This is a genomic window from Streptomyces sp. NPDC107562 (genome assembly GCF_055657325.1).
In genome coordinates this window covers 723,551-742,177 of the sequence record NZ_JBVKBE010000003.1, presented here as the reverse complement: position 1 = coordinate 742,177, position 18,627 = coordinate 723,551, and the positions used below count along the sequence as shown (strand labels likewise).

General features: G+C 71.4%; 13 protein-coding genes. 3 read left to right on the top strand and 10 right to left on the bottom strand.

Annotated features, from left to right (window positions below):
- The first annotated feature begins 5 nt into the window (after positions 1-5).
- The 3 genes from frc (at position 6) to ACZ7LV_RS13490 (ending at position 4,897) form a co-directional block, all read left to right on the top strand.
- Entirely contained in the window at positions 6-1,238 is a 1,233-nt protein-coding gene (frc, locus tag ACZ7LV_RS13500) for a formyl-CoA transferase (RefSeq protein ID WP_471938888.1), read from the top strand.
- 4 nt (positions 1,239-1,242) lie between these two features.
- Positions 1,243-3,387 (top strand): acetate--CoA ligase family protein, encoded by a 2,145-nt coding sequence (locus tag ACZ7LV_RS13495; RefSeq protein WP_471938886.1) that lies wholly within the window; start codon positions 1,243-1,245, stop codon positions 3,385-3,387.
- A gap of 124 nt (positions 3,388-3,511) precedes the next feature.
- On the top strand, positions 3,512-4,897 hold the full coding sequence (locus ACZ7LV_RS13490; RefSeq protein WP_471938884.1) for an OFA family MFS transporter: 1,386 nt from the start codon (positions 3,512-3,514) through the stop codon (positions 4,895-4,897).
- A 97-nt stretch (positions 4,898-4,994) separates the two neighbouring features.
- Here ACZ7LV_RS13490 and ACZ7LV_RS13485 read toward each other — a convergent pair whose 3' ends face one another.
- From ACZ7LV_RS13485 to ACZ7LV_RS13440, 10 genes are all read right to left on the bottom strand, one after another.
- Positions 4,995-6,200 carry a sugar phosphate isomerase/epimerase family protein gene (locus ACZ7LV_RS13485; RefSeq protein ID WP_471938881.1) on the bottom strand — a complete coding sequence of 402 codons (1,206 nt, stop codon included), beginning with the start codon at positions 6,198-6,200 and terminating at the stop codon, positions 4,995-4,997.
- 90 nt (positions 6,201-6,290) lie between these two features.
- Positions 6,291-7,685: a nucleotide pyrophosphatase/phosphodiesterase family protein gene (locus tag ACZ7LV_RS13480; RefSeq protein WP_471938879.1), complete on the bottom strand. Its 1,395-nt coding sequence runs from the start codon at positions 7,683-7,685 to the stop codon at positions 6,291-6,293.
- The gene (gene eboE / locus ACZ7LV_RS13475; protein ID WP_471938878.1) at positions 7,682-8,851 is read right to left on the bottom strand and encodes a metabolite traffic protein EboE; all 1,170 of its coding nucleotides are present in this window, start codon (positions 8,849-8,851) and stop codon (positions 7,682-7,684) included. Before eboE ends, ACZ7LV_RS13480 begins: the two co-directional genes overlap by 4 nt.
- 3 nt (positions 8,852-8,854) lie before the next feature.
- Positions 8,855-9,703 carry a TatD family hydrolase gene (locus ACZ7LV_RS13470; protein ID WP_471938877.1) on the bottom strand — a complete coding sequence of 283 codons (849 nt, stop codon included), beginning with the start codon at positions 9,701-9,703 and terminating at the stop codon, positions 8,855-8,857.
- The gene (locus tag ACZ7LV_RS13465; protein ID WP_471938876.1) at positions 9,703-10,422 is read right to left on the bottom strand and encodes an EboA domain-containing protein; all 720 of its coding nucleotides are present in this window, start codon (positions 10,420-10,422) and stop codon (positions 9,703-9,705) included. Before ACZ7LV_RS13465 ends, ACZ7LV_RS13470 begins: the two co-directional genes overlap by 1 nt.
- Positions 10,419-11,396 (bottom strand): sugar phosphate isomerase/epimerase family protein, encoded by a 978-nt coding sequence (locus ACZ7LV_RS13460; protein WP_471938875.1) that lies wholly within the window; start codon positions 11,394-11,396, stop codon positions 10,419-10,421. Before ACZ7LV_RS13460 ends, ACZ7LV_RS13465 begins: the two co-directional genes overlap by 4 nt.
- Positions 11,393-12,307 carry an SCO3242 family prenyltransferase gene (locus ACZ7LV_RS13455; RefSeq protein ID WP_471938873.1) on the bottom strand — a complete coding sequence of 305 codons (915 nt, stop codon included), beginning with the start codon at positions 12,305-12,307 and terminating at the stop codon, positions 11,393-11,395. Before ACZ7LV_RS13455 ends, ACZ7LV_RS13460 begins: the two co-directional genes overlap by 4 nt.
- Positions 12,304-13,548, bottom strand: coding sequence for an inositol-3-phosphate synthase (locus ACZ7LV_RS13450; protein WP_471938871.1), 1,245 nt, complete (start codon positions 13,546-13,548; stop codon positions 12,304-12,306). Before ACZ7LV_RS13450 ends, ACZ7LV_RS13455 begins: the two co-directional genes overlap by 4 nt.
- An 85-nt stretch (positions 13,549-13,633) precedes the next feature.
- Positions 13,634-17,353, bottom strand: a complete 3,720-nt coding sequence (locus tag ACZ7LV_RS13445) for a ThuA domain-containing protein (RefSeq protein ID WP_471938869.1) — start codon at positions 17,351-17,353, stop codon at positions 13,634-13,636.
- Positions 17,354-17,617: 264 nt separating this feature from the next.
- Positions 17,618-18,616, bottom strand: a complete 999-nt coding sequence (locus ACZ7LV_RS13440; protein ID WP_401665928.1) for a sugar phosphate isomerase/epimerase family protein — start codon at positions 18,614-18,616, stop codon at positions 17,618-17,620.
- Positions 18,617-18,627 lie beyond the last annotated feature (11 nt).

The following is an 18,627-nucleotide window of genomic DNA, read 5'->3' as shown; positions in this document are numbered from 1 at the left end:
ATCCGGTGACCGCCAAGGCTCTCGAAGGCATCCGCGTCCTGGACATGACCCATGTCCAGTCCGGGCCCTCCGCGACGCAGCTGCTCGCCTGGCTCGGCGCGGACGTCGTCAAGCTGGAGGCGCCGTCCGGGGACATCACGCGCAAGCAGTTGCGTGACCTCCCGGACGTCGACTCCCTCTACTTCACGATGCTCAACTGCAACAAGCGGAGCATCACCCTCAACACCAAGACCGAACGCGGCAAGGAGCTCCTGACCGAGCTGATCCGGCGCTCCGACGTCATGGTCGAGAACTTCGGACCGGGCGCCGTCGACCGCATGGGCTTCACCTGGGACCGCATCCAGGAGATCAACCCCCGGATCGTCTACGCCTCCATCAAGGGGTTCGGCGAAGGCCCGTACACCAACTTCAAGGCGTACGAGGTCGTCGCGCAGGCCATGGGCGGCTCGATGTCGACCACCGGCTTCGAGGACGGGCCGCCGCTGGCGACCGGAGCCCAGATCGGGGACTCGGGCACGGGTGTGCACGCCGTCGCGGGCATCCTCGCGGCGCTGTACCAGCGCGAGCACACCGGACGCGGGCAGCGGGTCAACGTGGCCATGCAGCACGCCGTGCTCAACCTCTGCCGGGTGAAGCTGCGCGACCAGCAGCGCCTGGCGCACGGCGCGCTCGCCGAGTACCCCAACGAGGACTTCGGCACCGAGGTCCCCCGCTCGGGCAACGCGTCCGGCGGCGGCCAGCCCGGCTGGGCGGTCAAGTGCGCGCCGGGCGGCCCGAACGACTACGTGTACGTCATCGTGCAGCCCGTCGGCTGGAAGCCGATGAGTGAGCTCATCGGCCGGCCCGAGCTGGCCGACGACCCCGAGTGGTCGACGCCCGAGGCGCGGCTGCCCAAGCTCAACAAGATGTTCCAGCTCATCGAGGAGTGGTCCTCGACCCTGCCCAAGTGGGAGGTGCTGGAGCGGCTCAACGCCCACAACATCCCGTGCGGGCCGATCCTTTCCACCAAGGAGATCATCGAGGACGCCTCATTGGCGGCCAACGAGATGGTCGTCCGGGTGCCGCACCCCGAGCGGGGCGAGTTCATGACCGTCGGCAGCCCGCTGAAGCTGTCCGACTCCCCCGTGGACGTGACCAGTTCGCCGTTGCTGGGCGAGCACAACGCCGCGGTCTACGTCGGCGAGCTCGGCCTCGGTGACGAGGAACTGCGCCTGCTCAAGTCGAACGGAGTGATCTGACGTGATGGCCGAAGACCGGGTGCTGAGGGTGCGCGCACTCCTCGACACCGTCCGGGCCGAGGGGCGCACGGCGCTGACCGCCCCGGAGGGCAAGGTGCTCGCGGACGCGTACGGCATCGCCGTACCCGGTGAGGAGCTGGCGACGGACGTCGACGAGGCCGTGGCCCACGCGGCGCGGTTCGCCGGTCCCGTCGTGATGAAGATCGTCTCGCCGGACATCCTGCACAAGACCGACGCGGGCGGCGTGATCGTCGGCGTCGAGGGCGCCGCCGACGTGCGGGCCGCGTTCCACTCGATCGTCGAGAACGCCCGTGCGTACGACGCGAACGCCCGGATCGAAGGCGTACAGGTGCAGGAGCTGCTGCCCAAGGGGCAGGAGGTCATCGTCGGCGCCGTGACCGATCCCACGTTCGGCAAGGTCGTGGCCTTCGGGCTCGGCGGTGTGCTGGTCGAGGTCCTCAAGGACGTCACCTTCCGGCTCGCTCCGGTGGACGCCGACGAGGCGCTGTCCATGCTGGACTCGATCCGCTCGGCGGAGATCCTGCGCGGGGTGCGCGGCGCGGCGGCCGTGGACCGCTGGGCGGTCGCCGAGCAGATCCGCCGGGTGTCCCAGCTCGTCACGGACTTCCCGGAGATCGCCGAGGTCGACCTCAACCCGGTGATCGCCACCCCGGAGGGCGCACTGGCCGCGGACATCCGGGTGATCCTGTCCGAGGCGCCGGCCAAGCAGCGCCGCCGCTACTCGCGCGAGGAGATCCTCACCTCCATGCGCCGGCTGATGCAGCCGCGCACGGTCGCCGTGATCGGTGCCTCCAACGAGCAGGGCAAGATCGGCAATTCGGTGATGCGCAACCTCGTCGACGGCGGGTTCTCCGGGGAGATCCACCCGGTGAACCCCAAGGCCGATGACATTCTGGGCCGCAAGGCGTACAAGAGTGTCACGGACGTTCCCGGTGAGGTGGATGTGGCCGTGTTCGCCATTCCCGCCAAGTTCGTGGCCGCGGCGCTGGAGGAGGTGGGACGCAAGGGCATACCCAACGCCGTCCTCATCCCCTCCGGATTCGCGGAGACCGGCGAGCACGAACTCCAGGACGAGATCGTGGAGATCGCCGAACGGCACGGCACCCGGCTGCTCGGCCCGAACATCTACGGCTACTACTCCACCTGGCAGGACCTGTGCGCCACGTTCTGCACGCCGTACGACGTGAAGGGCGGCGTCGCGCTGACCTCGCAGTCGGGCGGCATCGGCATGGCCATCCTCGGCTTCGCCCGCACCACGAAGACCGGCGTGTCCGCGATCGTGGGCCTCGGCAACAAGTCCGACCTGGACGAGGACGACCTGCTGACCTGGTTCGGTGAGGACCCGCACACCGAGTGCATCGCCATGCACCTGGAGGACCTCAAGGACGGCCGGGCCTTCGTGGAGGCCGCGCGGGAGACCGTGCCGAAGAAGCCGGTCGTGGTCCTGAAGGCGGGTCGTACGGCGGCCGGCGCCAAGGCCGCGGGCTCGCACACCGGCGCCCTCGCCGGCGACGACGCGGTGTACGACGACATCCTCCGGCAGGCGGGCGTCATCCGGGCGCCCGGCCTGAACGACATGCTGGAGTACGCGCGCGCGTTGCCGGTGCTCCCGACCCCCCAGGGCGACAACGTCGTGATCATCACCGGGGCCGGCGGCAGCGGTGTCCTGCTCTCCGACGCGGTCACCGACAACGGGCTCTCCCTGATGGAGATCCCGCCGGACCTGGACGAGGCGTTCCGGAAGTTCATCCCGCCGTTCGGGGCCGCGGGCAACCCGGTGGACATCACCGGGGGCGAGCCGCCGTCGACCTACGAGGCGACCATCCGGCTCGGCCTGGAGGACCCGCGCATCCACGCGCTCGTCCTCGGCTACTGGCACACCATCGTCACCCCTCCCATGGTCTTCGCCGAACTCACCGCGCGTGTGGTGGCCGAGTTCCGCGAGCGCGGGATCGAGAAGCCGGTGGTCGCGTCGCTCGCGGGCGACGTCGAGGTCGAGGAGGCGTGCCAGTACCTCTACGAGCGAGGGGTCGTGGCCTACCCCTACACGACGGAGAGGCCGGTGGCCGTGCTCGGCGCCAAGTACCGCTGGGCACGGGCGGCGGGGCTGTTGGGGGGCGGCTCATGACGTGAGCTCAGGGGGGAGCCGGCCGACGGTGCGCGTCGGCCGGCCCCGGGACCCGCGCGCGCACGAAAGGCATTGGACAGGGGGCGCTGGCCAGATCTTTCGAACGCAAGGGGTGCAACAGAACATGACAACGACCGATCTGCCAACATCGGTGACCTACCGTGAGGTCACCGACAAGAACGGACGCGTCTACCGGGTCGGCGAGTCCGACATCGACATCATGGGGCGCAAGCGCAAGTGGATGGTGATCCTGCCCTGGGTGGGCATGATGGGCATCTCCTCCGCGGAGTACGCGTTCGCGTCCGCCGAGGAGACGATCCACCAGGCCCACCACTGGTCGGAGGGCAGCATCTTCTGGATGCTGAGCGTCTGGGTGTTCTTCCAGGCCGCGGTGGCCTTCCCGGCGGGACGGCTGCGTGAGACCGGCAAGCTGCCCGCGCGCTGGGCCATGATGCTGGGCGCGACGGGCACGCTGATGGGCTATCTGTCCCTGGCCTTCGCACCGCACGTCATCCTCGCCTTCATCGGCTTCGGTATGTTCAGCGGTATGGGCGCGGGCATGGTGTACGCCACCTGCGTCAACATGGTCGGCAAGTGGTATCCGGAACGCAAGGGCGGCAAGACCGGCTTCGTCAACGGCGGCTTCGCCTACGGCTCGGTGCCCTTCGTCTTCCTCTTCTCGACCGTGATGGACATCTCCAACTTCAAGGTCATCCTGGTCGCGGTCGGCTGCTTCCTCGCGCTGACCGTCGCCGTCGCCGGATTCTTCTTCCAGGACCCGCCGAAGAACTGGTGGCCCGCCGCGATCGACCCGCTGAACCCGCCGGACGACCCCCGTGCGCGCCGTTCCCTGGAGAAGAACCCGCCGGCCGTCCACCAGTACAGCCCCGGTGAGGCCTGGAAGACCGGCCGGGTGGCGCTCATGTGGTTCTGTCTCGCCTGCACCTCGGGCGTGAACATCTTCGGCATCGCCTTCCAGGTCGAGATCGGCGAGCACGCCGGATTCGCCGCCGGGATCGTGGCCACCGCCATGTCGCTCAAGGCCATCGTCAACGGCACCGGGCGCGGCGTCATCGGCTGGCTCTCCGACCTGTACGGCCGCAAGCAGTGCCTGCTGTACGTCTGTGTCATCCTGGGCCTCGCCCAGTTCGGCATCATCTGGTCGGCGGAGATCCAGAACCTGCCGCTGTTCCTGTTCTTCTCCGCGGTCTCCGGCTTCGGTGGCGGCGCCATCTTCCCGATGTTCGCGGCGATGACCGCGGACTACTTCGGAGAGAACAACAACGCCACCAACTACGGCATGGTGTACAGCTCCAAGCTGGTCTCCGGCCTCGGCTCCGGCATGGGCATCGTCGTCGTGTCGGCCTGGGGCCTGAACGGCGCCTTCATCCTCGCCGGCTGCATCTCGTTCTTCGCCGGCTTCGTGGCGCTGTTCCTCAGCCCGCCGGGACGGCCCAAGGACAAGCGCATCACCCCCAACCCGCAACCTCTGGGCGAGGAGACGGCCTGACGTGACACGTGGCCCGCGCGGCCGCACGAGGCACCGCGAACGGACCGGGCGGCCCTTCCCCCAGCAGGGGGAAGGGCCGCCCGATTCGCGTGGTGGATCAGCGGCGCCGCTTGCGCAGGGCCGCCATGTTGTCGTAGCTGATCTTGGCCTCACGCAGCGACTGCCCCGGGTCCGTGGCGCTCGGGGAGTTGTCGTCCTCGACCATCGGGTTGTGGTAGTTGCGGTCCCCGACCCGCGAGAAGAACGTCGTGTAGTCGATGACCCCGGTGCCGAAGGGCACCATGTCGTACCCCATGCCGTTGGTCGTGCTGACGACGCCGTCCTTCGCGTGGAACAGCGGGTAGCGCTTGTTGTGGCAGGCGACGAGGCCCGCCGGGTCGAAGACGTTCCTGCGGGTGGAGCCGTCGGCGGCGGTGTAGGTGTGGAACTTGTACTGGGCCACGTGCGCCCAGAAGATGTCCATCTCCAGCCAGACCACCCTCGGGTCGGTGACCTTGAGGAAGTACTCCAGCTTCCGGACGCCCGAGCTACGGGTCGGCCGGCCCTGGTCGTCCAGCGGGCCCCGGTCGAGCAGGAAGCCGTACGCGCTGTCGTGGTTGTGGGTGTAGAGCTTGATGCCCTCACGGCGGGCGATCTCGCCGAGGGCGTTCCACTTGTCGGCGGCCACGTCCCAGTCGGCACGGTAGGAACTGCCGGTGGGGTCGCCGCCGGTGCCCATGTGGTCCATGCCGATGATGTTGGCGATCTCCAGGTGCTTCTTGAAGGTGTCCAGGTCCGCCGTGGTCAGCGGCCAGGACGACGGGATGAAGCCGTGGTTGCCCTGGGCGCGCAGACCGTAGTCGTCCAGCCAGGAGCGCAGCAGCCTGGCACCCGCGACGGTTTCCAGGTCGGCGCCGCCGGGCGCGTTGGCGTGCTGGCGGTAGCCCGCGAACTCCACCTGCCGGTAGCCGTGCCGCGCCAGCTGCTTGAACACCTCGCGGAACCCGGAGGGCAGGTCGGTGGCGAGCGGGTCGCGGGCGGTGGCGTCACGGACCGTGTAGAGGATGATGCCGCGCTTGTGCGCCGGGACGAGCACGTCCCCGCCGTGGCCGTGGCCGTGCCCGTGCCCGTGGCCGTGGTCTCTGCCGCGGTCCTGGGCCAGGGCCGGGGCGGCGCCGAGGACCGGGGCGGCGACCGCTCCGGCCGCCACGGCGGTGCAGGTGCTGAGGAAACGGCGCCGGTCCACGCCGAGGCTGCGGCGCAGTCCCTCGTCGGGGGCGTCGGTGGCGGCTGCGGTGCGGGAAGGGTCGGAATACAGGGTCACGAATGGCCTGCCTTCTCGGTCGTGGCCGGCCCGGTGCCGCCGGGACCGGCCGTTGTCAGTGCCGTGTGATTCACTCTCAGTAGCCGGATCTCAGCCGAGTCCGGCGAGCTGGAGCAGGAGTTGTTTCACCTCGGTGGCCGCCACGCGGTCACCGAGTGCACGGGGGGTGGAGCAGATGAGCAGCGGACCGTCGTCGTCGCTGTCGGGAAGGCGGCCGTGGCTGCCACGAATAGGTGAGGGATCCAGCGGCACCACCGCCATGCGGTAGCGCATGCCGAGCTTCTTGCGGGCCAGCGCGGTGGCCGCCTTGACCTTGACGTAGGGGTCGAGGGGATCCATGAACAGCTCGACCGGGTCGTAGCCGGGTTTGCGGTGGATCTCGACGAGTTGCGCGAAGTCGGGCGCGCGCTCGTCGTCGAGCCAGTAGTAGTACGTGAACCAGGCGTCCGGCTCCGCGACGGCGACCAGTTCGCCGGCCCGCGGATGGTCAAGATGGTGGGCCTTCTTGCCCTCGTCGTCGAGGAGTTGCTCGATGCCGGGCAGCCCGTCGAGCGCGGCCCGGGTCGCGTCGAGGTCCTCGGGGCGGCGCACGTAGACATGGGCGATCTGGTGGTCGGCGACGGCGAAGGCCCGTGACGCCATCGGGTCCAGGTACTCCATGCCGTCCTGCGTGTGCACCTCCAGCAGGCCCGCGCGGCGCAGCGCCCGGTTGATGTCGACCGGCCGGCTGACCTTGGTGATGCCGTACTCGGAGAGCACGACGACGGTACGGCCCTCCGCGCGCGCGTCGGCCAGCAGCGGGGCCACGGCCGCGTCCAGGTCCGCGGCCGCCTTCAGGGAGCGCGGGTCGTCGGGACCGAAGCGCTGGAGGTCGTAGTCGAGATGGGGGAGGTAGCACAGGGCGAGGTCGGGGTGGCGGGTGCGCAGGATGTGCCGGGTCGCGTCGATGATCCACCGGCTGGAGACGAGGTCCGCGCCGGGTCCCCAGAAGTGGAAGAGCGGGAAGGTGCCCAGCTCCTCGGTGAGTTCGTCGTGGAGCTCCGGCGGGCGGGTGTAGCAGTCGGGTTCCTTGCGGCCGTCGGCGTAGTAGACCGGACGGGGGGTGACGGTGATGTCGGTGTCGGCGCCCATGGCGTACCACCAGCAGATGTTGGCGACCGTGTAGCCGGGGTACGCGCGGCGGGCCGCGTCCCAGAGCTTGTCGCCGGCGACGAGACCGTTGTGCTGGCGCCACAGCAGGACGTCGCCCAGTTCGCGGAAGTACCAGCCGTTGCCGACGATGCCGTGCTCGGAGGGCATGGTGCCGGTCAGGAAGGTGGACTGGGCGGCGCAGGTGACGGCGGGCAGGACCGTGCCCAGCGGGACGTGGGCGCCGGATGCGGCGAGGGCCTTGAGGTGCGGCATGTGGTCGAGGAGGCGGGGGGTGAGGCCCACGACGTCGAGCACGAGGAGCGGGGTGGGGCGCGCGGGGGCGGGGGCGTTCACGGCAGCTCCTTGAGGCCGAGGTCCGTCAGCAGGTCACGGGCGAGGGTGAGTTCGGCCGCGATGCCGTCCGTCAGCTGGGTGCGGGCGCGGGGCCGCAGCTCCGGCGGGAGGGCCTGCCACGTGTAGGTCTCGACCTCCAGGTGGTGGGTGAGCGGGGTGGCCCCGCCGACGAGCCGGGCCAGCGCGCTCTTCAGCACGGCGAGCGTGGAGGTCAGGGGCGCCGCGGGGTCCGCGTGCAGCGGGACGTGGAAGTGGGCGCGCCACGGCGAGGCGTCGGGCAGGGCGGCGTCCTCCAGGGCGGGTCCGAGGTCGTCGGTGCCGCGCAGACCGGCGGCGGTGGCGGTGCGGGTCTGGTGCAGGAAGCGGGGCTCGTCGAAGGCGGCGAGTGCCTCGCGCACCTCGGGGAGATACGGGTGCTCGGCGTGCAGGGCCGCGGAGAGCTGCGACTTGACGACCGGCACACCGGCGCGGACCAGGGCGTCGAGGGCGGTGTGCGGGTCCTCGAAGGAGGTGGCGAGGTGGCAGGTGTCGACGCAGATGCCGATGCGGTCGTGGGCGATCGCGGTCAGCGGGGCGATGGCGTCCCCGGTGGTCTCGACGACGCAGCCGGGCTCGGGTTCCAGGCCGACGCGCAGCGAGCGGCCGGTCAGTTCCTGGAGAGCGTCGAGGCGTTCGCCGAGGGTGCGCAGGGCGGCGTGGGCGGCGTCGGCCCGCGGGGCGTCCTGGGCGGTGCGCCAGGCGAGCGGCAAGGTGGAGATGCTGCCCTCGGTGACGTCGTCGGGGAGGAGTCCGGCGAGGACGCGGGCGAGGGCGGTGGTGTGTTCGAGGCGCTCGGGGTCGGCCCAGTCCGGCTTGTACACGCGGTACTTGACCTCTTCGGCGCCGAAGCCCTCGTAGGGGAAGCCGTTGAGGGTGACGACCTCCAGTCCGCGCCGGTCGAGTTCGGTGCGCAGGGTGCGCAGCGCGGACGGGTCGGTGACCAGCGCGTGGGCAGCGTCCTTGGCGAGCCACAGGCCGATGCCGAGCCGGTCGCGGCCGAGGCGGCGGCGGACCGGTTCGCAGTGGTCACGCAGTTGCGCGAGGACGCCGTCGAGGGTCTCGGCGGGGTGGACGTTGGTGCAGTAGGCGAGGTGCACCGTGGAGCCGTCCGGATGACGGAAGCGCATGGCTCACTCCCCGCCGCGCAGGATGGAGTTGCCCTCGTGGGTGGCGTCGGTCGTGGCGATGTCGAGGTTCAGCCGGCCGCTGAGGCCGTAGAAGGCGACGGGGTTGCGCCACAGCACCTGGTCGACGTCGTCCTCGGTGAAGCCCTCCGCGAGCATCAGGTCGGCGACCTTGCGGGTCTTCAGCGGGTCGCTGCGGCCCCAGTCGGCGGCGGAGTTCACCAGCACCTGCTCGGTCCCGTAGGCCCGCAGGATCGCCACCATCCGCTCCTCGTCCATCTTGGTGTCCGGATAGACGGAGAAGCCCAGCCAGCAGCCGCCGTCCTTGGCCTCCTTGACGGTGGTCTCGTTGAGGTGGTCGATCAGGACGCGGTCCGTCGGCAGGGCGGACTCCCGCACCAGGTCGAGGGTGCGGCGCAGACCGGCCAGCTTGTCGCGGTGGGGGGTGTGCACGAGCGCGGGCAGCTCGTGGTCGGCGGCGAGCTGGAGCTGGGCGGCGAGCGCGGTGTCCTCGGCGGGTGTCATCGAGTCGTAGCCGATCTCTCCGACGGCCACCACCTGGTCCTTGACGAGATAGCGGGGAAGTTCGTCGAGGACGGGCAGGCAGCGCGGGTCGTTGGCCTCCTTGGGGTTCAGGGCGATCGTGCAGTGGTGGGCGATGCCGTACTGGGCGGCGCGGAAGGGTTCCCAGCCGAGCAGGGAGTCGAAGTAGTCGAGGAACGTCGCGGGCGACGTACGGGGCTGCCCGAGCCAGAAGGCGGGCTCGACGACGGCGCGCACACCGGCGGCGTGCATGGCCTCGTAGTCGTCGGTGGTCCTGGACGTCATGTGGATGTGGGGGTCGAAGATGCGCATCAGGACTCCTTGGCGTGGGGGGTGTCCGATCCCCGCGGTGCGGCGGCGGGATCGGTCAGGGCCAGGACACGGTGCAGGTCCTCGGGTACGGCACGGCCCGCGGCCGTGCGTTCGGTGGCGTAGTCGCCGAGCATGCGCGCGAGTTCGGCGTCCCCGTTCGCGCGGTGTTCCAGATCGGCGACGCTGTCCACGGAGACGCCGGTGAACAGGCACTTCAGCACGGCGTGGCGCCAGTTGTGCGCGTCGAGGTGCCGGGCGGCGTAGGGGCCGACGGCGGCGGCGACGAGCCGGGTGTCGTTGGTGCGCAGGGCGTCCTCGATCAGCGGGAGGCCTTCGGGTCCGGCCACCAGGTGGGGCAGGGCGTGCAGCACGGCGCGGCGTTCGGCGCCGGTGCCCTGGCGGTAGACGCGGGCGAGCGACTCCGGGTCGGCGCCGGCGGCGTGCAGGACCAGCACCCGGGCCGCGTCGGCGTGCTCGTCCCCGCACCGGCGGCCCGCCTCGGCGATGCGCAGTTCCCACACGGAGATGGGCCCGTGCGTGCCGGGGTGGGCTGCGGCCTCCGCGAGTGCCTGGTCGAGCCAGGCGCGGGCGGCTCCCGGGAGGTGGGAGGCGAGGTGGGCGCGCAGGGCGGCGAGCGAGCCGGGGCCGCCGTCCTCGCCGCCGCCCGGGTCGCCGGTTCTCGCCGCCGGGGTCGCCGCTGCGGCGTCGGGGTGCTTCACGGGATGCTCCCTTCGGAGAGGGCGGAGGGTCCGCCGTGGGGTGCGCCGGGCGGGGTCGGGGGTGGGACCGGCCCGTCGGGTGGTGGGGCGGCGGCACGGAGGAACGGGAGGGAGAGCCCGGCGTGGTGGGGGCCCGCGTGCGAGTGGCGGGGCAGCTCGACGACGGTCAGGCCCTGGTAGCCGGTGGCGGCGAGGGCCGCGAGCACCGGCGGGAAGTCGATCTCCCCTTCCCCGAACGGCAGATGCTCGTGCACACCGCGGCGCATGTCCTCGATCTGGACGTGCCGCAGCCAGGGTCCGGCGGCCCGTACGCAGTCGGCGGGCGGAAGGGGTTCGAGGCACTGGCAGTGGCCGATGTCGAGGGTCAGTCCCAGGACGCCGGGGTCGCCGAGGGTGCGGCGCAGGCGGTGGAAGTCGTCGAGGGTGGCGAGCAGATGGCCGGGCTCGGGTTCGACGGCGAGCGGGACGCCGGCGGCGGCCGCCGCGTCCAGGACCGGGGCCAGGCTGTCGGCCAGGCGTTTCCACGCCGTGTCCTCGTCGGTGCCGGGCGGCAGGATGCCGCTGAAGCAGTGCACGGCGTGGGCACCCAGGTCGGCGGCGACCCGGACGGCCCGCAGCAGCAGGTCCACGCGCCGGGCGCGGTCGTCGGGCTCCGGGTCCAGGAGGGAGGGCCCGTGCTTGCGGCGCGGGTCGAGCACGTAGCGGGCGCCCGTCTCCACGGTGACGCCGAGACCGAGCTCGTCGAGGCGCCGCGCGACCCGGCGGGTGCGGGCCGGGAGGTCCGGGGCGAGGGGGTCGAGGTGCATGTGGTCGAGGGTGAGACCGACGCCGTCGTAGCCGAGGTCGGCGAGCAGCGCGAGGGCGTCGTCGAGCCGGAGGTCGGAGAGGCCGTTGGTGCCGTAGCCGAAGCGCAGGGGGGCATGGGGCGGGGCCGGTTCACGGGGGTGCTGCGCCGGGTGGGGCCGGTGGCTCATGTGATGCTCACTTTCCTCGCGTACCTGCGTCCGATCGGGGCGAGCGCGGCGATGGCCACGGCGGTCAGGCCGGCCCCGGCACGGGCGGCGAGCGCGGCCTGGAGGGGGATGGTGGCGCGGATGCCGCCGCCGACGGCCCGTTGGGTCAGGGGCGGTGAGGGGTTGAGGGCGGCGTGTGTGTAGGGGCGGCCCGCGGTGGCGGCGTAGGCGCCGGCCAGCGCGGTGCGCAGCGCGCCGTCGAGAGTGAGGGTGGGCCGGTCGTGCGCGGCCGTGCGCGGGCCGGTCCCGGCACCGGCCGCGCCCCGGCCGCGTGCCACCAGGCGGGTGAGGAGGGCCGTCGCGGCGAGGGCGGCCAGGGGTGGCAGGGACGAACCGCCCTGGGTCTCCCGGCGGGAGACCGTGGTGACCGCGAGGGTGTGGGTGCCGAGGAGGGCGGCGGAGGGCAGGGCCTCGCGGGTGCGGCCGCTGGTGGCGGCGGCACCGAGGAGGTGGTCGAGGCCGCGGGCGGCGGCCATGGCCACCGGGCCGGCGGGGGTGTGTTTCAGGGCGAGGTCGTAGGCCCAGACGGTGGCCGCGAGGGGTGCGGCGACCGTCAGGGCGGGGCGCCCCGCGCGGGCGGCGAGGGCCAGTCCGGCGGCGGTGAGGGCGCAGGCCGCGGCGAGGGCGGAGGACGGCTGGATACGGCCCGAGGGCAGCGGGCGGTGGGGTCGTTCGGCGGCGTCCTCCTCCCGGTCGGCCCAGTCGTTGAGGGCCATGCCGGCCTCGTAGAGGCAGAGGGAGGAGCCGATGGCGAGCACGGTCCGGGAGTTGGGCGCGACGCCGGTGGCCGCCGCGCCGCTCAGGGCGTCCCCGGGGACGGTGAACAGGGCGGGCAGACGCAGCAGTTCGGCCCAGGCCCGGCTACGGCTCATACCCGCGTCCCCTGGCTGCCCTCGTCCTCGGTACCGTCGCCGTCGTCCTGGGTCCGCTCCTCGGGCCAGGCGGGCCCCGCTCCCGCGAGCGCGGACGCGTCCGCGGCCGTGCCCGCCCCCGCGGCGCGCAGCCGCTGCCCCAGCCGGCCCAGTGCCACGTACTGCTCCCCCAGGCTCGCGGGCCCCTCCCCGACCGGGTCCTTGAAGTAGAAGCCCAGTTCGCCGAGCGGCCCGGAGACGCCCACCTGGTGGGCGCGCGCGGTCAGGCGTGCCAGGTCCAGGACCAGCGGCGCCGCCAGGGCCGAGTCGCAGCCCTGCCAGATGGTCTGGAGGACCATGCGGGTGCCGAGGAATCCGTCGAAGGCGATGTGGTCCCAGGCGGTCTTCCAGTCTCCGAGGGCCGGGACGTCGTCGATGTGCACCTCGCCCTCGGGAACGGTGCCGAGGGTGTCGGCGAGGACGCGTTCCTTGCCCGCGTTCTTCGCCGCCGCGGCGGCCGGGTCGGCGAGGGCGGCGCCGTCGCCGCCGCCGAGCAGGTTGGTCCCGGACCAGGCCCGTACGGTCAGCGCGCGCTGCGCGAACATCGGGCCCAGCACGGCCCGCAGGAGGGTCTGGCCGGTCTTGCCGTCCCGGCCGGCGTAGGGCAGCCCGCTGAGCTCCGCCTCCCGGGCGGCGACGGGGTGGTGCAGGCCTTCGGAGGGGGTGAAGTTCACGTAGGGGCAGCCGGCCCGCAGCGCCGCCAGGGCGTACAGGGTGCTGGCCGGGAGCGGGGCGTCCGGCCCCTGGGACGCGGGTTCGGTGGAGGCGACGTTGACGACCACGGCCCGCTCCAGTGCGTTGCGGCGCACGAAGTCGCGTATGTCGTCGGCGAAGGCCGTGATCAGTTCGGTCTGGCTCCTGGTGTCCCCCGGGGTGGGCCCGCCGGGCCTGATCTCACGGTCGGCGGCGGCGAGTTCGGCGCTCACGGCGGTGGCGACGCCGGGCGGGATCACACCGCCCGCGGTGAGGGTCTCGGCGCGTTTGGGCAGGGGGCAGTCGACGGTGTCGTGACCGCCGAAGACGAGGTCGGACAGCGCGGGCAGGCCGCTGTCGGTGAACGGTGACGTCTCGGTCACCATGCCGGTGGGTGGGTGCAGTCCCGCGGTGACGGCGGCGCAACCCGTGACGACGGTGGTGGCCACGGAGCCTCGTGCTCCGATCAGCCACACCCCCACACGCGGTCGGGTAAGGGACGCGGACATGGGCAGCCTCCTTGTCGAGCGCGAACCCCGGGCGGCGGGACGAAGACGGCGGGCGGGGGTCCGGCGTCCCCCGCCCGCCGCCCGCTCAGCCGCCCGTGGTGGGCAGTTCCTTCAACTGGATGTTGCGGAAGGACACCTGGTCGTCGGCTCCGTGGTTCTGGAGGCCGATGTGACCGTCGGTCAGGCTCCGCTGGGGGTCCTTGTTGGTGAAGTCGTTGATCTTGACTCCGTTGAGGAACACCTGGAGGCGTTCGCCCTGGACCTTGATCTCGTAGGAGTTCCACTGTCCGGGCGGACGCAGGACCTGGTCACGGGCCTTGATGTTCGCCGACTTGAACGAGTAGACGGAGCCCGTGGTGCGGTCGGGCGCGTCAGTGGCGTCGATCTGGATCTCGTAACCCTTGTTCACCGCGGACCAGGGGTCGTCGGAGGCGGGGAAGCCCACGAAGATCCCGGAGTTGTCGTCGCCCTGCATCTTCCAGTCGAGCTTGAGGGAGTACGACTTCAGGTCCTTGGCCTGGTACCAGAGCAGACCCATGCCGCCCTCGGACTCCAGGGTGCCGCCCTTGACGTTGAACTTGCCGGGGCCGGCCTGCTTCCAGCCGTCCAGGGTCTGGCCGTTGAAGATCTTCCGGTAGTCCGTGCTCGGCTTGCAGTCCGACTTGACCTGGCCGGTGGCGTACTGCAGACCGCCGAGCAGATGGGCGCGGAAGGCCTCCTCGGCGTACGACTCCTTGGTGTGGCCGCCGCCGGTGTAGAAGGAGCGGCCGCCGCCGTAGCTCTGGCACCAGGCGATCGGGTGGTCGCCCTTCATGTTCCCGCCCTGGTAGGTGGTCTCGTCCAGGGTGGCGAGGACCTTGGCCTGCTCACGCGGGTTGGTGCGGTAGTTGTACCACTCGTCGGTGCGCTCCCAGGCGTCGCCGAGGTGCGAGGTCGACGGGTGGTCGTGGTCCTCGACGCGGACCGTGGCCTTCTGGATGGCCGGGTGCGAGTCGAAGTAGGCGCCGACGAGGCCGCCGTAGAACTCCCACGCGTACTCGGTGTCGGCGGCGGCGTGGATGCCCATGTAGCCGCCGCCGTTCTTGACGAAGTTCTCGAACGCCGTCTGCTGGGCGGCGTTGAGGACGTCACCGGTGGTGGACAGGAAGGCCACGGCGTCGTACTTGGCGAGGTTGGCCGTGGTGAACTGCCCGGCCTCCTCGGTCGCGTCGACCGTGATGCCGGCCGGTGCGCCGAGCTCCTTCAGGGCCGCGATGCCGGCCGGGATGGAGTCGTGCCGGAAGCCGGCGGTCTTGGAGAAGACCAGGACCTTCTTGCCGGCCTTGAACGGCTCCTTGGAGAACTCGAAGTCGTCGACGTCGTAGAGCGCGCCCTCGCCGCCCCGGAAGACCAGGTAGATCTCCGTGGTGCCCTTGGGCAGCGCACGCAGCGGGACGTCGACGTTCTGGAAGGTGTCCCAGCTGCCGGTCGGCGGGATGTAGGCCGAGCCGTGCAGCGGTCCCTCGGGCGAACCGGTGCGCAGTTCGACGAAGCCGCCGGCGCCGCCGGAGGAGGCCCGCACGGTCACCTTCTTCTGCCCGTCGAACCGGTAGGGGCTGAAGGAGATCCAGTCGCCGTCGTTGATGTCGCCGACGGTCTTGCCGCCGTTGGCGCCGGCCTTGTCGTAGGTCCTGATGCCGGACTGGGCGCCGAAGTGCTCGGCCTGGCGGTGCGGCGGCTGGAGCACGGTGCGCGCGGTACCGGTCAGGGCCTCCTGGCCATTGGCCCCGCCGTCGGTGTAGCTGGCGCCGACGACGCCGTAGATGTTGGCGTTGGGGTCGTGTCCGCCGTCACCGGGCGGCGGCTTCAGGGTGCCCTCGCAGCCCATCTCGCTGGTCAGCTCGTGGGCGTGGGAGTCGTGGCCGAGGCTGTAGGCCACCTTGACCTTGGAGCAGTCGATCGTCTCCTCGGGGTCGGTGACGGTCACCTTGAACGGGACGGGTTCGCCGAACGCGGCCAGGGTGCCGTTGGCCGGGACGTCGATGCGCACCTTGGGCTCGGTGTTGCCGACCACGATCCGGACGCTGGCGTTGCCGGTGTTGCCCTCGGCGTCCTTGGCGGTGAAGGTGGCGGTGTAGGTGCCGACCTTCTTGTACCGGTGGGTGGGCTTGAGGCCCTCGCCCGTGGTGCCGTCGCCGAAGTCCCAGCTGTAGGTGAGGTCCGTGGAGTCGGCGTCCGTCGCGGAGCCGGTGAAGGTGACCTTCAGGCCGGCCGCGCCGGACGTCTTGTCGGCGCTCACCTCGGCGATCGGGGAGAAGCCGTCCTCGGCGTGCTCGATCCGGTACAGCGCGGAGTTCTCGTCGCCCTGGAACCAGGACACGCCGTAGTCCAGGACGTAGAGCGCGCCGTCGGGGCCGAACTCCATGTCCATGATCTGGGTGCCGGTCCACGGGAAGTCGTTGATCTTCGCGACCGAGCCGTCCTCGTTCTGCTCGATCCGCTTGATCCAGCGGCGCCCGAACTCACCCGCGAAGAAGTCGCCGTCGTAGGCCTCGGGGAACTTCACGCTGGAGTCGAGGTCGGCGTCGTAGCGGTAGACCGGGCCGCCCATCGGGGACTCGGAGCCACTGCCGAACTCGGGCACGGATCCGCCGTCGTACGGGATCCAGGCGGCCTGCGCGGGCGGCAGGTCGACCAGGCCCGTGTTGTGCGGCGAGGTGTTCTTCGGGGCGGCGCAGTCGAACTTCCCGCCGGAGGTGCCGGTGGCGAAGTCGTAGTCGACGTAGGCGTCGTTGTTCCCGGTGCAGAACGGCCAGCCGAAGTTGGCGGCCTCGGTGACCTTGGCGAACTCGACCTGTCCCGCCGGGCCCCGGTTCGGGTCGGCGGCGCCCGCGTCGGGGCCGTAGTCGCCCACGTACACGATGCCGGTCTCGTCGTCGACACTCATCCGGAACGGGTTGCGGAAGCCCATCGCGTAGATCTCGGGACGGGTCTTCTCAGTGCCCGGGGCGAAGAGGTTGCCCTGCGGAACGGTGTAGGAGCCGTCCTCGGCGACCTTGATGCGCAGGATCTTGCCGCGCAGGTCGTTGGTGTTGCCCGAGCTGCGGCGGGCGTCGAAGGCGGGGTTGCGGCCCTCGCGGTCGTCGATCGGGGTGTAGCCGTCGGACGAGAAGGGGTTGGTGTCGTCGCCGGTCGACAGGTAGAGGTTGCCGTCCGCGTCGAAGTCGATGTCGCCGCCGACGTGGCAGCAGGTGCCTCGGGAGGCCGCGACGTCCAGGACCTTCTTCTCGCTCGCCATGTCCAGCGTGCCGTTGGGGTTCAGCACGAAGCGGGCGAGGCGGTTGACGCCGTCGAACTTCGCGAGCTCCTCGGGGGTGCCGTTCTCCGGGGCGTCGCCCGCGGGGGTGTCGAGCGGCGGGGCGTAGTAGAGGTAGATCGCCCGGTTGTTCTCGAAGTCCGGGTCGATGCCGACGCCCTGCAGGCCTTCCTCGTCGTGGCTGTAGACGGGGATCTTGCCGGCGACCTTGGTGACGCCGCCCTGGTCGGTCAGGCGCAGCGTGCCGTCGCGCGAGGTGTGCAGGACGCTGCGGTCGGGGAGCACGGCGAGCGACATCGGCTCGCCCATCTCGGGCTCGCCCTTGGCGAGCGGCACCTGCTGGAACTGCCCCTCGGCGGCCGGTTCGTCGTGTTCGGGGTGGCCGGGGTGGGCGCCGGCGACGGTCGCCGGGGTGCCCACGGCCAGCAGCAGGCCGGTGAACAGGGCAAGGGCGGTACGAAGCCTGGGACGCCTCGTGGTGCGGGTATTTCTGAGTCTGGTGCTGTGCACGAAGTCCCTCCGGGAACGGGGTGGGCCGTACGGAATGGGTGCGTGGACGTGCGGTGCGGGCGCCGGGGTGCGCCGTCACCCCGGAGGTGGTTGTGTCTTAAATGCTTCAGGGACGGTAACCGCTTGCGTCGCGGCCGAACACCCCTTGGGCCAGGACCTGTCGAACTTTTTCCCATCACTGGACAAAGCGGAATCCGGGCAGGTCGGAGGGGGGACCGGCGGTGATTCCGGCCCCCGTCCCCGAGCAGTCGCGGGGTGGGTCGATCAGCTGTTGAACGCCGCGTCGAAGGACGCGCTGGGGGGCTCGAAGTCGAAGGCCTTGAGGCGTGCCAGGGCCTCGGGGGCGCCCTGGAGCCGGTCCATGCCGGCGTCCTCCCACTCGACGGAGATCGGGCCCTGGTAGTCGATGGAGCGCAGCATGCGGAAGACGTCCTCCCAGGGCACGTCGCCGTGCCCCGCGGAGACGAAGTCCCAGCCGCGGCGCGGGTCGCCCCAGGGCAGGTGCGAGCCGAGGCGCCCGTTGCGGCCGTCGAGGCGCTTGCGGGCCTCCTTGCAGTCCACGTGGTAGATGCGGTCGCGGAAGTCCCACAGGAAGCCGACCGGGTCGAGGTCCTGCCACACGAAGTGCGAGGGGTCGAAGTTCAGCCCGAAGGCGGGCCGGTGGCCGACGGCCTCCAGGGCACGCCGGGTCGTCCAGTAGTCGTAGGCGATTTCGCTCGGGTGCACCTCGTGGGCGAACCGGACGCCCTCGGCGTCGAAGACGTCCAGGATCGGGTTCCAGCGCGTGGCGAAGTCCTCGTAGCCCCGCTCGATCATCGCCTCGGGGGCGGGCGGGAACATCGCGACCAGGTGCCAGATGGCGGAGCCGGTGAAGCCGATGACGGTGTCGACACCGAACGCCGCCGCGGCCCGCGCGGTGTCGGCGATCTCGGCCGCGGCGCGCTGCCGCACGCCCTCCGCCTCGCCGTCGCCCCAGATCCGGGCGGGCAGGATGGCCTGGTGGCGCTCGTCGATGATGGCGTCGCAGACGGCCTGGCCGACCAGGTGGTTGGAGATCGCCCAGCACTTCAGGCCGTACTTGTCGAGCAGCTGGTGCCTCGACTCGACGTAGGCGGGGTCGCTGAGGGCCTTGTCGACCTCGAAGTGGTCGCCCCAGCAGGCCAGTTCGAGACCGTCGTAACCGAAGTCACGGGCGAGGCGGCAGACCTCTTCGAGCGGCAGGTCGGCCCACTGGCCGGTGAAGAGTGTGAACGTGCGCGGCATGACCGACGCCT